Source organism: Polynucleobacter sp. 15G-AUS-farblos (assembly GCF_018882445.1).
GTDB lineage: Bacteria > Pseudomonadota > Gammaproteobacteria > Burkholderiales > Burkholderiaceae > Polynucleobacter.
Map to the genome: position 1 here is coordinate 102,178 of NZ_JACVOM010000005.1, position 13,561 is coordinate 115,738.

Consider the following 13,561-nt stretch of genomic DNA (forward strand, 5'->3'; position numbering starts at 1 on the left):
CTTGATGAAGGATTTATATGTCTTATTTTGATCCCCACATTCTGCCAAGCGATATTACGCCTCAAGCTGTTTTTGAAAACCGTCGTACTTTGATTAAAGCTGCGGCTGCTGGAAGTTTTGGCATGGCATTAGCACCTTGGTTTTCAAGGCAGGCCCTAGCTGCAAGTCCAGAAAAATTAGCAGCCACGCTGAATGCTGCCTATGCTGCCAAAGATGAATTAACGCCATATAAGTATGTCACCGGTTACAACAACTTTTATGAATTCGGTACAGATAAAAGTGACCCCGCAGCTTATGCAGGTAGTTTGCAGACCCGTCCATGGACTGTATCTATTGAAGGTCTCGTTAAAAAACCCGTAACCTTGGATATTGATGCTTTACTTAAGCTCGCTCCGATGGAAGAGCGCATCTATCGGATGCGTTGCGTAGAGGGTTGGTCGATGGTGATCCCATGGGATGGCTATTCATTATCAAAGCTGATTAGTAAAGTAGAGCCCTTAGGCTCTGCTAAGTTTGTAGAGTTCATTTCTCTTGCCGATCGCAAGCAGATGCCAGGACTCAAGAGCAATGTTATTGAATGGCCCTATCGCGAGGGGCTTCGCATGGATGAGGCAATGAATCCATTAACACTCTTGACCTTTGGGTTGTATGGCGAGATGTTACCAAAGCAAAACGGTGCGCCTGTTCGGATTGTAGTTCCTTGGAAGTATGGATTTAAGAGTGCCAAATCGCTTGTGAAGATTCGTTTTACAGAAGAGATGCCTAAAACCAGTTGGAGCATGTTTGATGCCCGTGAGTATGGTTTTTACTCCAATGTAAATCCGCAGGTGGATCATCCTCGCTGGAGTCAAGCAAGCGAAAGAAGAATTGGTGATGCCAAGGGCGCCTTTGCTCCCAAAATCAAAACGCAGATGTTCAATGGTTACGGCGATCAGGTTGCCAGCATGTATGCTGGTATGGACTTGAAGAAGTTTTACTAGATGATGAAGAGGAGTCATCTTCTTTTATTGAGCATTACCTTCGCGCTTCTCCACGTTCAGGTGCAGGCGCAAACAAGTGAGGTGCCAGTAAAAACCATAGCCGCTCTTGATGTACCGCGTTACCTGGGAACTTGGTATGAGATTGCCAAATTCCCTAACTGGTTTCAGAGGAAGTGTGTGAGCAATACCAAGGCTGTCTATTCGATTAAGTCTGATGGCAATTTGCGAGTTCTGAACAGTTGTAAGCCGGCCGAAGGAGATGCTGCCGAAGCAGAAGGCACCGCTCGTCAAATTGGCGCTAAAGACTCTCCTAAATTAGAGGTGCGATTTGCTCCGGCTTGGCTCTCATTCTTGCCGATGGTGTGGGGTAACTATTGGGTGATTGATTTGGATAGCCAGTATCAACTTGCCGCTGTGAGTGATCCAAGGCGTGAGTACCTCTGGATCCTTTCTAGAACACCGCAAATAGATCCCAAGGCATACGAAGAATTGTTAGGCCGCTTAGAGGCTCAGCAATTCGATGTACGCAAGCTAGAACTTACTCCGCAAAAGAATTAATCCAATTTCAAGTCACAATCTAATTGATTAGATGAGCTCATTATTGCTGCCGCCAGGAATAGAGATTTACGAAAGAGGATGGCTTTCGGCAAATAATATTTTTCATTTTGGCGAGAGTGATGTGTCTATTGTTGATACGGGTTATCACGCGCATTCCAAGATGACCTTAGATTTAGTGAACAATGCATTAAAGAAAAATGAGCTCAAGAGCTTAAATAAGATTGTTAACACCCATCTTCACTCAGATCACTGTGGTGGCAATGCCGCTTTACAAACATATTTTGGCTGCGAGGTTTATGTCCCTGCTGCTGAGGCATTGGCTGTCAGCGACTGGAACGCAGATCTATTGAGTTATGAAAATCTGGGGCAGGAGTGTCCTCAATTTAGTCATCATGGGGTCTTGCTTCCTGGGCAGGAGATATTGTTAGGACGATATCTTTGGAAAATATTGGCAGCTCCAGGCCATGATCCTCATTCGGTCATTTTGTATCAAGCTGAACACCGCATTCTGATTTCTGCAGATGCATTGTGGGAGGATGGCTTTGGTGTTATTTTTCCGGAACTATGGGGTGAGTCTGGTTTTGAAGAGCTTGCACAAACTTTAGATCTCATTGAGAGCCTACCTGTTTCCTTAGTTATTCCTGGGCATGGCAGGCCTTTTACCGATCTTGCAAAGTCGATTGAGGCTGCGCGATCTCGCCTAGACTATTTAGCTTCTAGTCCTGACCGCAATTCGAGGCACGGGGCAAAAGTCCTGCTGAAATACAAACTACTAGAGTGGCAGAGCAAAGAGATCGCATTGGTAAATGAGTGGATCTTTAATACTCCGGCTCTAAAGGATGCCGCGAAGCACTTGCATTTGGATATGAATGCATTTTCTCAATGGCTAGTACAAGCTTTGGTGAAATCAGGCGCAGCCAAAGTGGATGGCGCATATTTAATTGATCACGGATAAATTTTTCATAAGGAAAATCATCGATATGGAACATACACTTTTAGTTACTGGTGCTACCTCTGGGTTTGGTGCAGCGATTGCGCGTCGATTCTTGGCTAATGGTCATCAAGTGATAGCGACTGGGAGAAGAGTGGAGCGTCTAGACGCATTAAAAGCATCGCTTCCTGTAGAGCAGCAAAACAAACTATTGACGATAGCGCTCGATGTTTGCGATAGTGCGATGGTAGATGCTTTGCCATCAAAGCTTCCAGCTGAATTTTCTAGGGTGACTATCCTAGTCAATAATGCTGGACTAGCTTTAGGTTTGGAGCCTGCGCATAAAGCATTCCTAGAAGATTGGGATCGGATGATTGATACCAATATCAAAGGCTTAGTGCACATGAGCCGCGCATTTTTGCCTGGCATGGTTGAGCGCAAGCGTGGCCATGTGATTAATATCGGATCTGTTGCAGCAAATTATCCTTATCCTGGCGGGAATGTATATGGCGGTACCAAAGCCTTTGTGCAGCAATTCAGTTTAAATATGCGGGCTGATCTCATTGGCACGCCTATTAGAGTGAGTTGTATTGAACCGGGCATGTGTGGCGGCACTGAATTTTCTAATGTGCGCTTTAAGGGCGATGAAGAAAAGGTAAAAAAAGTCTATAGTGGGGTGCAATTTCTCAGTGCTGACGATATTGCTGAGGCGGTCTACTGGTCAGCTACATTGCCGGCACATATGAATATCAATGTACTGGAGGTCATGCCTATACAGCAATCTTTCAACCCATTCAATATGCATCGCGGCGAGCTTTAAGGTTTTGCTTCCCCATGTTTCCATTGATAAAACTGGGGATAAACTCGCATCACTACTGGACCATCAAAATCCCAAGATTTGCATTTGCCCAAGTAGAGCGGCGGCTTTTTCTCATCGGGATCAAACAGTGCGCCTGGAATAGATTGAAAGGCTGCAGTAGCTAAGTTATTGAGAAGATCGCGTAAATGAGTGCATCCCTGAATACCACCTAGATGTGTTTCAATTGTTTTGCGCCAACCTTTTCCAAGTCGTGCCCCAATGAGCGCATCCATTGGCGGAACAACAGCTGGGCACTCTGGATGCGGATGAGCGTCCATCGACACTTCAATATCTTGAATGACCAGCTGCTCATTGACACTTACCCGAATCCACATGTCATGAATTGCTTCACCCGGAGTCCAGGTTCTGCTTCCAGTGGTAAAGGGGTGGGATTTAGTATCTTTTAAATGCGCTTCAATGTCCCAGAGCCCATCTTCTCGGGCAAATCCATTAAAACTGATCTCACGTGAATGTAAGGGGCGGCGTGGTTTTGGGCTACTGAGCATGGTAGGTCATCGCATTTCTAGGGAATGCTAGTGATGATAATGAATTGGCTAAATCACCGCTGAAATACTATCTGCGTAAGGATCAAAGTAAGCGCTCTGTAGTATGCTTTGATGCATATATGGCAAAACCCATCTCACTCGAAAAAATACTTTTTAGCCAGGGATTTGGCACGCGCAGATATTGTGCTGACTTGGTCTATGCGGATCTTGTGAAGGTCAATGGGGTGTTGGCGGATGATCCGGAAGAGCGCATTGCAACGGATGGCTTGATGCTCAATGTAGAGGGTAAGGATTGGGAATACCATGAGAAAGCTTATATCGCCTTTAACAAGCCGCCTAACTATGAATGCTCCCATAAAACCACGCATCATCCCAGTGTGTATAGCCTATTACCCAGCCCATTTGTTGAGCGTGGCTTGCAGTGTGTAGGGCGACTAGACTATGACACCACTGGTTTGTTATTGATTTCAGATGATGGTCAATTCATACACAAAATGACAACCCCAAAGAAAAATATTGGAAAAGTTTATCGCATTACTACTCCTGATCCCATTACTGAAAAGCAAATGGATCATTTAATCAAGGGTGTAGTATTGGATGATGATCCAAAGCCTTGTTTTGCGACCGCATGCGAAAAGTTATCGGAGAATAGCTTGGCAATGACCATCGTTGAAGGTCGCTATCACCAAGTTAAGCGAATGATGGCTGCAGTAGGCAATCATGTTGAGCATTTACATCGGAGTCAAATTGGCGCTTATTGCATGCCAGCGGATTTGGCCCAAGGAGAGTGGCGCTGGCTATATCCGAATGATTTAAAGCAACTATCACAGAGTATTCAATAAGAGGTTACCATGTTACCTAGCGATATTCATCAGACTTTACCATTATGGGCATTAGACCCTCAGCAGCAAATCATCTCTCGTACATTTGTATTTGTGGATTTTGTTCAAGCATTTGAATTCATGAGTCAATGTGCTCAATACGCAAATGAGATTGACCATCATCCAGATTGGTCTAATTCATGGAATAAGGTCGTGGTTCACTTGACGACCCACTCGGCTGGAGGTTTAACCCCGTTGGACCTTAAGTTTGCCCAAAAAATGGATACCCTGGCACTACAACTTAGTGCTCATCCCCCTCATGATCCTCTTCGTTGATGCTCATGAGAATGGTGGCTAATAAGCCATAAACCACTTCGGTGGCAATCATTCCGTCTTCATCCAGCTCGTCAATCAGGTCGTTTAGGCGGTCTTCAGTGGGTTCATTGAGTAGGGCCATGGCGCACTCGCAACCATAGTCAAAGTCTTCGTCGTTCTGGGTTTGGTCTTCGTTTGTCATGGTTATCCTTGGTTGAGTCTTCAGAATAGCAAATTCAGCAGGAATTCGATAGTAGAACCTAGAGATAGGGCTCTTAATAAGAGTCCATAGCTTCACCTTTCCGTTTGAGGCAACATGTCCGGACATCGGGTTTATATGCACTGCAAAAGTTCCATATTGATTTATAGTGTTCTAAAAATAAAATCACAAATGGAGGCAACATGCAGCTAAGTGTTAATGGTCAAATGTTCAATATTGATGTTGAACCAAATATGCCCTTACTTTGGGCTATTCGCGAGGCTGTAGGTCTCACTGGTACTAAATATGGATGTGGTGTTGCGCAATGCGGAGCTTGCACTGTCTATATGAACGGTGAGCCTGTGCGTTCTTGCTCGATTCCGGTTTCAGCAGTTGGTAGTGCCAAGATCACTACGATCGAGGCTCTCTCTAAAGATAATTCACATCCTGTGCAAAAAGCCTGGATTGCGCTAGACGTTCCGCAGTGTGGATATTGCCAATCCGGTCAAGTAATGGCTGCAGCTGCTTTACTCAAAAGAATTCCTAAGCCAACAGATGCAGATATTGATAATGCAATGTCCAATCTGTGCCGTTGCGGTACATACCAAAAAATTCGAGATGGTATCCATGTGGCGTCTGGTCAGAAAAAATTAGCAGATGTCTTGGCGCAGTATGACGCGTCTCTAGCGACACGTGGTTAAGGGGGATAGACATGACATTAGAAAATAACTCACGTCGCGAATTTATTATCAAAGGCACCATATTAGGTGGTGGTTTGATGTTAGGGGTTGGAGCTATTCCAGATTTAGCTTTCGCCCAGGCAAATAGCAAATATGATCCTAATACCCCAACGAAGTATGGCGATGCAGAGGTTAATGCATGGGTCAGCATCATGCCGGATGACACTGTGTATATCCGTATTGCTCGCTCGGAGATGGGGCAAGGTACCCGTACTGGATTGGCGCAACTGGTCACTGAAGAGTTAGAGTGTAATTGGAAGAAGGTGAAAACCCAATCTGCAACGCCGGGTCAAAGCTTAGCTCGTAAACGGGTATGGGGTGAGCATGGTACTGGCGGTAGCCGAGGTATTCGTATCTCTGAAGACTATGTCCGTCGTGGCGCAGCAGCTGCACGAATCATGTTGGTTCAAGCGGCAGCGAATCAATGGAATGTCCCTGTGAGCGAGCTCAAAGTGGATAAGGGTGTTATTACCCATGTACCAACTGGACGCAAGACAACATATGGCAAAGTTGCAGAGCTCGCATCTACTTTGACACCGCCTGATCCAAAGAGTATTACGCTCAAAGATCCAAGAACTTGGAAAGTAGCAGGTCAGCCATATGCTCGCCTCGATACGGCAGATAAAGTCAATGGCACCAAGGTATACGGAGCAGATTTACAGCTGCCTGGCATGTTGTGTGCTTCAGTTAAATCTTGCCCTGTCTTTGGCGGAAAATTGGTCAGCTATGATGAAGCCAAGATTATGGGTATGCGTGGCATCAAAGGTGTTGTCAAGATTAATGACAGTACGGTTGCAGTTGTAGCCGATACCTGGTGGCGTGCCAATAAAGCGCTAGGCTCTCTTCCTATCGTATGGGATGAAGGTAAGGCTGCCAATGTCTCACAAGATAGTATTAATCAAATGATGCGCGCTGGTCTTGATGAGCAAGGTGATTTTTGGCAGCGCAAAGTGGGTGATGCTCCTGCTGCAATTTCTGGTTCAAATAAAAAGGTTGAGGCAATCTATTTCACACCTTTCCGTGCGCACGTCACGATGGAGCCCATGAATGCAACTGTGAAGATTTCAGGTGACCGTGCAGAAGCCTGGGTTCCAACTCAGAATGGTGAAGGTTCGCTTGCGGCCTTATCCGAGGCAACTGGGTTCCCATTAGATAAGTGCGAAGTCTACAAATTAGACTCTGGTTGTGGCTTGGGTCGCCGTGGATCTATTCAAGACTTTACTAACTATGCCGCAAAAGTTGCGCAAAAGTTTCCGGGTGTTCCTGTGAAGGTGCTTTGGAGTCGCGAAGAAGATATGACGCATGATTTTTATCATCCGATTGCCATGGCAAAGATGACTGCAGGCCTTGATGGCTCCGGAAATATGACCGGTATGCACATTAAGGTAGCAGGCCAGTCTATTAATGCGACTCTGGCTCCGCAAAATATTAAAGATGGCAAAGATACACGGCAACTCCAAGGCTTTTATGAGAAAGGTCCTGATGCACAGCTAGGGTATACCTTCCCAACCTTGCTCACTGAATATGTCATGAAGAACACCCATGTTCCAGTAGGACCATGGCGTGGTGTGAATACCAACCAAAATGGTCTATTCATGGAGTGCTTTATGGATGAGTGCGCAAAGGCTGCTGGAAAAGATCCTGTGCAATTTAGACAGGTTCTCATGCAAAGCCATCCAAAGCATTTGGGTGTATTAAATGCAGCTGCAAAAAAAGCAAATTGGGATAAGCCTTTGCCCCCAGGAAACTTTAGAGGCATTGCGCAGTTTATGGGTTATGCCAGTTACTCTGCTTGTGTTGCCGAAGTCTCAGTCCAAAACAATATTGTAAAAATCAACCGCTTGGTATTTGCTTTGGACTCAGGGCACGTAGTCAATCCATACCTGACTCGCGAGCAGATCGAGGGTTCAGTAGCAATGGCCTTAGGTGCGATCTTTACTCCCGAGATTACTGTGGAGAATGGTCGTATCAAGGAGCAAAACTTGGATTCTTATCCATTGATTAAGCTTTCTTCTACGCCTCGCATTGAAACGGTATTGGTACCTACCTATGACTTCTGGGGTGGGGTTGGTGAGCCTACGATCTGTGTGGTGGGCCCCGCTGTAGCCAATGCTATTTCTGCAGCAATTGGTAGGCCAGTTCGTAACTTCCCGCTTTATAAGGAAGGTTTGAGCTTAGCCTAGTAAGATCAGTAATCCAGAAAAGGCCACCGCAAGGTGGCTTTTTCATCTCTACCATTCTAAAAATATGTCGTCTAATATGTCTTATGCATCTTCTAAAGGCTAGCTTCTTTATCCTTTCCTTATTGCCACTCATTCGGCTGATATGGCTTGGGATGCATGACGACCTGGGTGCTAATCCAGTGGAGTTTATTACACGCTCTACAGGAACTTGGGCCTTGGTTTTCTTGTGTATTACTTTGGCCATGACACCACTACGTTTGCTAACTGGTACAGCGATGTGGATTAAGATGCGCCGGATGTTTGGGCTATTCTGTTTTTTTTATGCCTTGCTTCATTTCCTGATTTGGATTTGGCTTGATCAAAATTTTGATGTATCTGCCATGATCAAGGATGTGATAGATCGGCCATTTATTACCATGGGTTTTATAAGCTTTGTTTTTTTAATTCCTTTGGCATTGACATCAAATCAATGGTCGCTGCGCTCGCTTGGTAAGAATTGGAGCTTATTGCATAAATTGGTATACATCATTGCCTTCACAGCGATAGCCCATTACTGGTGGCATAAAGCAGGTAAGAATGATCTTGGAACTGTCAGTATTTATGGGCTGCTTATCTTGCTCTTATTGGCCTTCAGAATTCCGAAAGTGAAGCAGCTCTTCAAATAAGGCTGCTCTTGATCTCTGGAGTAGATCTTCAAGCTTCAATCATGAGTTCTGGAATAGATGAAAGATTGAGAATATCTTTCGCAGTCTCGGGGGTGGCATTGAGCCATTCTTGAAATAGCTCTGGTCTTAAGGGGACGACAGTCCGCTTCTCATCCTCTGGCTTATGAAGACGATTCATGACAGGATGGCTATCTGCGTTAATGGTCAGCATTGAAAATGACACGATCAACTCGCCTGTTTCAGGCTCGGTCCAAGTATCCCAAATAGAGGCAATAGCCATCGGCTGACCATTAGATTGTTTAATCGGTGTTCGAACCGCTTTACCGGATTCATAACTAGGCTCATAAAATGCATCTGCTAAAGCCAAAGCGTAATGACGCTGAGTCCAGGCATGTTTATATGAGGGCTTGTCCACTACGGTTTCAGTTCTAGCGTTATAGGTTTTCCTACCAAAATCATCATCCTTCGCCCAAGAGGGGATCAGGCCAAAGCGGGCCAATCCAATGGCAGTTCGTTCAGTCTTGTGACTCTTAAGAACAATCGGCCCAGGATAGGTCGGAAATACATCATGAGCGCTAGATTGGGGAAGCACAAGATCAAAGTGAGATTTGACCCAATCTGTATTTACGGTCGTGAGATATTGAACGCACATAGCAAAACGACATTCAGTTAGACATTAGGATTTTGGTAATACTTCTTGCAAGAAGCGAGAGATATCAGCGAGCTCTTCATGATTAACAGAGTGTTCCATTGGATATTCATTCCAATCTACTGGATAGCCTAGCTTTTCTAGGAGGGCATGAGAGGCTTGGGCTCGATCCAAAACAACCACTGGATCATAAGTGCCATGCGCCATAAAAATAAGGGTGCTTTGATTGGCAATATGCTTCTCGATATTTAAAGATAGCGCTAATGGCAGATAGCCAGACAAGGCAATAATGCCAGCGAGTTGATGAGGTAAGCGTAAGCCGATATAGAGTGCCATTGCACAGCCTTGTGAAAAACCAGCAAGCACTATGTGCTGGTAATCAATTCCGCGTTGCACTTCACGTTCAATTAATTCAATGATCGATGCAGCAGATTGCTTAATGCCATCAGCATCTTCTTGATCCATGAGATTTCTGCCGATGATGTCATACCAAGCGGGCATCACGTAGCCACCATTGACGGTTACGGGCATGCTTGGTGCGCTTGGGAATATAAAGCGAATGGCGGGATTGGATGGCAGGCGTAGCTCAGGAATGATAGGGACAAAGTCATTACCATCTGCACCAAGTCCATGAAGCCAAATGACTGCGCAAGTTGGGTTGGGTGAAGTTTCTAGTTCTATACAAGGAAGCATGGCACGATCATCTCAATGAATAAGGAATGATCATTGTAGTGTTTTGATTCCAGCGGATTGCGCTGGCCAATCTCAGGGCTGGACTTAGTTTTCTAAAACCACGAAATCACCGCGGGAAACTTTTTCTCTAAATTGAGAGAAAGAAAATAGGGCTTTTATCTGTGCACTCAAGGAGACTTCTATTTTGCCTTCGGGGGTAGGATTGGCAAAATACTCGCCAGCAGGAAATAGGGTCTCCAGGCTATTTTTTGAGTCCGTTGCTTGGGTGAGAAGCGTCTGACTTTGTGTGATTTTGATAAGCATGGCCTATCTTAGATTCTAAAAATGAATATGAATTGCCTAAGTGCACAATTCAAATACAGCGTGCACCATAGTGTGAGTAGGGCCTCAGCACCCTAGAGCCCAACTGCTATTGATCTATGAGGGGCTAGCTTTAAGAAGCTCACTTTTTCGCACTTTTATGGTGCAAATTATTCTAGCTAAACCAGAAGTTGAGTTTTTAAGCCGGATGAATGCTGAATCAGACGTAGCGCGCAATAAATACTTTATCGCCCTTGGGTTTGAGTTCAATCCAAACAAAATGGCCTGAGCCGGGAGCAACATCAATGGCTTCATTTTTGCTATTCCACATTTTTTCTAATGTGATGTCGTGATTGCCAGCAGGTTCGATGATCTCTAATTTATCGCCTACAGCAAATCGATTTTTGACATCAATCTTGACTCGCCCTGTAGCTTGATCCACTTCAATTACTTCACCAACATACATGCTGCGACCAGATAGGGAGTGACCTCTCATATAGAGTTGGTATTCCTTATCGTGGTGACGCTCATAAAAGCCATCGGTATAGCCGCGATTAGCCAAACCTTCTAGACTTCCGAGGAGTGCTGGATTTAAAGGGCGTCCTGCAACGGCATCATCAATTGCAGCGCGATAAGATTGGCTTGTGCGAGCAACGTAGTAGGGTGACTTAGTGCGCCCCTCAATTTTGAAAGAATCGACCCCCATCTTGGTAAGTCGTTCAATATGTTCAATAGCTCGTAGATCTTTGGAGTTCATGATGTAAGTACCATGCTCATCTTCTTCGATTGGCATCAGCTCACCAGGATTGCCGCTCTCCTCTAATAGGAAGACGTCACCACTGGCCGCTTCTTCTGCCGGTAGGACTTTATAGTCCCAACGACAGGCATTAGTGCAGGCGCCTTGATTGGGATCGCGATGGGACATATAACCAGATAACAAGCAGCGTCCAGAGTAGGCCATACATAAAGCACCATGTACAAAAACTTCTAACTCCATTTCTGGACAATCTTGCCTTACCTCTTCGATCTCATCAAATGAGAGTTCGCGCGAGAGAATCACTCGGCTGATACCAACAGATCGCCAAAACTTAGCAGCAGCACCATTCACGGTATTTGCTTGAACTGATAAATGAATAGGCATATCAGGCCATGCTTCTCTGGCCATCATGATGAGACCTGGATCTGACATGATCAAAGCATCTGGTTTTAAGTCAACAACCGAAGACATATCCTTGATATAGGTACGGGTCTTTCCACCATGCGGCAATACATTGGAGACTAAATAAAATTTCTTGCCAAGACTATGGGCGGTATCAATACCCTCTTTCAAGACTTCCATCTTGCCAAAGTCATTGTTGCGAACTCGCAGTGAGTAGCGAGGCTGTCCTGCATAGATTGCATCCGCCCCATAATGAAAGGCGGTTTGTAGCATATTGATGCTACCGGCTGGGGCGAGAAGTTCTGGTGTTTTCATTATTCGCCTATTTTATGAGTTTTAGCGATTAAATGAGTTGATGGCCTGTGCAAGAGCAAGAATGCGCTTTGCATCCTGTATATGGAGCTCTTCAATCAATTTTCCATTCAGAACGGCAATACCAGCCCCCGATTGGATTGCCGCTTCATAGGCGGTAATTCTTTGTTGGGCCTCTTCGATTTCTGCGGGAGATGGCCCAAAGATGTCATTGGCTAAGGCTATTTGGCTGGGGTGGATGAGGGTTTTGCCATCAAAGCCCATATCTCGCCCTTGAATGCATGAAGTCCTTAAGCCTGATTCATCATCAAGGGAGAGGTGAACACCATCTAATACACATAGTTGATGGGCTCGTGCAGCCAAAACCGACAGAGAAAGTGCCGTCAGCGTTTCTACGCGGCCAGGTGTGTGGCGTGCATGTAAATCTTTCACTAAATCAGATGTGCCCAGCACCAGCGCCTCAAGTGCTGGATGTGCACTACAGATTTCCGATAATTTAAAAATTGCCATCGGTGTTTCAATCATGGCCCAAATCGTGAGTTGATTTGATGGGTTGAGCTGTTTGAGATGTTCTGCAGCAGCTTGGATTTGGGCAGCGGACTCCACTTTGGGCAATAGGATGGCATCAGCCTTACTGTGGGCAAATGCTTTTAAATCATCCAAACCCCATGGGGTATTTAATCCATTGATTCTGACTACTGTCTCTCGATGACCAAATCCAGACTCTAGAGCGGCATGAATATTAGCGCGTGCTACGACTTTCGAATCTGGAGCGACTGCATCTTCCAGATCGAGTATGAGAGAGTCGGCAGCAAGAGATTTGGCTTTTTCAAGTGCTCGGGTATTTGCGCCAGGCATATACAGCACTGAGCGTCTTGGTCGATTGATATTAATCATGATGTGTATATCGCTTGTAAATAAAAAAGATCATATACGAGGGTTCCTACTGAAATTTTCCACCCAATAACTCTGTGAGCTTTTGTGCACTGGCTTTAACCATAGATGCCTGCTTAGCATTAAAGCGATAGGTTGGCATAGTGAGCGTAATCACTCCGATCAATCCTTCAGCATTAAATACGGGTGATGAGATGCCAGAGATTTCTTTCACTCTATCGCCAGCAACAGCCAGCACCATGGCCTCTCGTATTTGGGCATTTGCTTTACCTGGCGCGCCTTCAAAAGCGCGCAATACCTTTCCGCCTGCGCCTTTGTCGATAGGCAATAGATCACCCACTTTGATATGGTCTCGTAGAGCTTGCTTAGAATCCACTCGATAAAGACAAAGACGCTCTTCACCTTGCCTTACATGAAAGGCAGCACTTTCTTGAGTTGATTTCATCAGCTGTTCCAAAATAGGAATGACCACCGTTTCCAATGATTGCTGCTGCTGATAGGCGGCATTGAGTGTGGCAATGGCAGGACCCAGCACATACATTCCATCAGAGCGCTTCATTACTAAAAGGGCGTTGCTGAGTGAAGCAAGCATTCTAAGCGCAGTACTTTTGTATAAACCTGTAGCTTCTGCTATCTGATTTAAAGAAAGCTCGATATTCTGCGATGAAAAAAGACGCAAGATGGTCAGCGCTTTATCAACAGAGGCTACCCCAGACTCGGCTAGAGCAATTTTTTCTTCGCTTTGCTTGCTGGATTTTCTTGGCATGGACAGTATGGGTTAAATCTGTTTTAATAAT

17 protein-coding genes are annotated in these 13,561 nt (G+C 45.3%); 9 read left to right on the forward strand and 8 right to left on the reverse strand.

What is annotated here, in order from left to right; genetic code table 11:
- Positions 1 to 17 precede the first annotated feature (17 nt).
- The 4 genes from msrP to ICN41_RS09295 are packed head-to-tail and all read left to right on the forward strand — an operon-like array spanning position 18 to position 3,289.
- Positions 18 to 980 carry a protein-methionine-sulfoxide reductase catalytic subunit MsrP gene (gene msrP, locus ICN41_RS09280; protein ID WP_216292645.1) on the forward strand — a complete coding sequence of 321 codons (963 nt, stop codon included), beginning with the start codon at positions 18 to 20 and terminating at the stop codon, positions 978 to 980.
- A gap of 3 nt (positions 981 to 983) precedes the next feature.
- Complete coding sequence (locus tag ICN41_RS09285; RefSeq protein ID WP_216292646.1) at positions 984 to 1,538, forward strand: lipocalin family protein; 555 nt, start codon at positions 984 to 986, stop codon at positions 1,536 to 1,538.
- Between the two features lie 31 nt (positions 1,539 to 1,569).
- Entirely contained in the window at positions 1,570 to 2,493 is a 924-nt protein-coding gene (locus ICN41_RS09290; protein WP_216292647.1) for an MBL fold metallo-hydrolase, read from the forward strand.
- A 25-nt stretch (positions 2,494 to 2,518) separates the two neighbouring features.
- Positions 2,519 to 3,289 carry an SDR family NAD(P)-dependent oxidoreductase gene (locus ICN41_RS09295; RefSeq protein ID WP_216292648.1) on the forward strand — a complete coding sequence of 257 codons (771 nt, stop codon included), beginning with the start codon at positions 2,519 to 2,521 and terminating at the stop codon, positions 3,287 to 3,289.
- Here the strand turns inward: ICN41_RS09295 and ICN41_RS09300 are convergent.
- The gene (locus tag ICN41_RS09300) at positions 3,286 to 3,834 is read right to left on the reverse strand and encodes a DUF2889 domain-containing protein (RefSeq protein WP_216292649.1); all 549 of its coding nucleotides are present in this window, start codon (positions 3,832 to 3,834) and stop codon (positions 3,286 to 3,288) included. The two genes, ICN41_RS09295 and ICN41_RS09300, sit on opposite strands and share 4 nt — an antisense overlap.
- Before the next feature lie 119 nt (positions 3,835 to 3,953).
- Here ICN41_RS09300 and ICN41_RS09305 point away from each other — a divergent pair, with 119 nt between their 5' ends.
- Positions 3,954 to 4,676, forward strand: a complete 723-nt coding sequence (locus tag ICN41_RS09305) for a pseudouridine synthase (RefSeq protein ID WP_216292650.1) — start codon at positions 3,954 to 3,956, stop codon at positions 4,674 to 4,676.
- Between the two features lie 9 nt (positions 4,677 to 4,685).
- The gene (locus ICN41_RS09310; RefSeq protein WP_216292651.1) at positions 4,686 to 4,991 is read left to right on the forward strand and encodes a 4a-hydroxytetrahydrobiopterin dehydratase; all 306 of its coding nucleotides are present in this window, start codon (positions 4,686 to 4,688) and stop codon (positions 4,989 to 4,991) included.
- Here the strand turns inward: ICN41_RS09310 and ICN41_RS09315 are convergent.
- Positions 4,957 to 5,172: a hypothetical protein gene (locus ICN41_RS09315; RefSeq protein WP_216292652.1), complete on the reverse strand. Its 216-nt coding sequence runs from the start codon at positions 5,170 to 5,172 to the stop codon at positions 4,957 to 4,959. The two genes, ICN41_RS09310 and ICN41_RS09315, sit on opposite strands and share 35 nt — an antisense overlap.
- Before the next feature lie 200 nt (positions 5,173 to 5,372).
- On the opposite strand from ICN41_RS09315, the gene ICN41_RS09320 reads away from it, so the two are divergent.
- The 3 genes from ICN41_RS09320 (at position 5,373) to msrQ (ending at position 8,757) form a co-directional block, all read left to right on the forward strand.
- Positions 5,373 to 5,870: a (2Fe-2S)-binding protein gene (locus ICN41_RS09320; RefSeq protein ID WP_216292653.1), complete on the forward strand. Its 498-nt coding sequence runs from the start codon at positions 5,373 to 5,375 to the stop codon at positions 5,868 to 5,870.
- 11 nt (positions 5,871 to 5,881) lie between these two features.
- Positions 5,882 to 8,092: a xanthine dehydrogenase family protein molybdopterin-binding subunit gene (locus ICN41_RS09325; RefSeq protein WP_216292654.1), complete on the forward strand. Its 2,211-nt coding sequence runs from the start codon at positions 5,882 to 5,884 to the stop codon at positions 8,090 to 8,092.
- 83 nt (positions 8,093 to 8,175) lie between these two features.
- Positions 8,176 to 8,757: a protein-methionine-sulfoxide reductase heme-binding subunit MsrQ gene (msrQ, locus tag ICN41_RS09330; RefSeq protein ID WP_216292655.1), complete on the forward strand. Its 582-nt coding sequence runs from the start codon at positions 8,176 to 8,178 to the stop codon at positions 8,755 to 8,757.
- 28 nt (positions 8,758 to 8,785) lie between these two features.
- On the opposite strand, the gene ICN41_RS09335 is transcribed toward msrQ, so the two are convergent.
- The 6 genes from ICN41_RS09335 to ICN41_RS09360 form a co-directional block, all read right to left on the reverse strand.
- Positions 8,786 to 9,409 (reverse strand): SOS response-associated peptidase, encoded by a 624-nt coding sequence (locus ICN41_RS09335; RefSeq protein WP_216292656.1) that lies wholly within the window; start codon positions 9,407 to 9,409, stop codon positions 8,786 to 8,788.
- A gap of 24 nt (positions 9,410 to 9,433) precedes the next feature.
- Positions 9,434 to 10,099 (reverse strand): alpha/beta hydrolase, encoded by a 666-nt coding sequence (locus tag ICN41_RS09340; protein ID WP_216292657.1) that lies wholly within the window; start codon positions 10,097 to 10,099, stop codon positions 9,434 to 9,436.
- Positions 10,100 to 10,183: 84 nt separating this feature from the next.
- Complete coding sequence (locus ICN41_RS09345) at positions 10,184 to 10,402, reverse strand: hypothetical protein (protein WP_216292658.1); 219 nt, start codon at positions 10,400 to 10,402, stop codon at positions 10,184 to 10,186.
- A 217-nt stretch (positions 10,403 to 10,619) separates the two neighbouring features.
- The gene (locus tag ICN41_RS09350) at positions 10,620 to 11,876 is read right to left on the reverse strand and encodes a U32 family peptidase (RefSeq protein WP_370629125.1); all 1,257 of its coding nucleotides are present in this window, start codon (positions 11,874 to 11,876) and stop codon (positions 10,620 to 10,622) included.
- A gap of 18 nt (positions 11,877 to 11,894) precedes the next feature.
- Positions 11,895 to 12,767, reverse strand: coding sequence for a CoA ester lyase (locus ICN41_RS09355; protein WP_216292660.1), 873 nt, complete (start codon positions 12,765 to 12,767; stop codon positions 11,895 to 11,897).
- Positions 12,768 to 12,813: 46 nt separating this feature from the next.
- Complete coding sequence (locus ICN41_RS09360; RefSeq protein ID WP_216292661.1) at positions 12,814 to 13,530, reverse strand: IclR family transcriptional regulator; 717 nt, start codon at positions 13,528 to 13,530, stop codon at positions 12,814 to 12,816.
- Between the last annotated feature and the right edge of the window lie 31 nt (positions 13,531 to 13,561).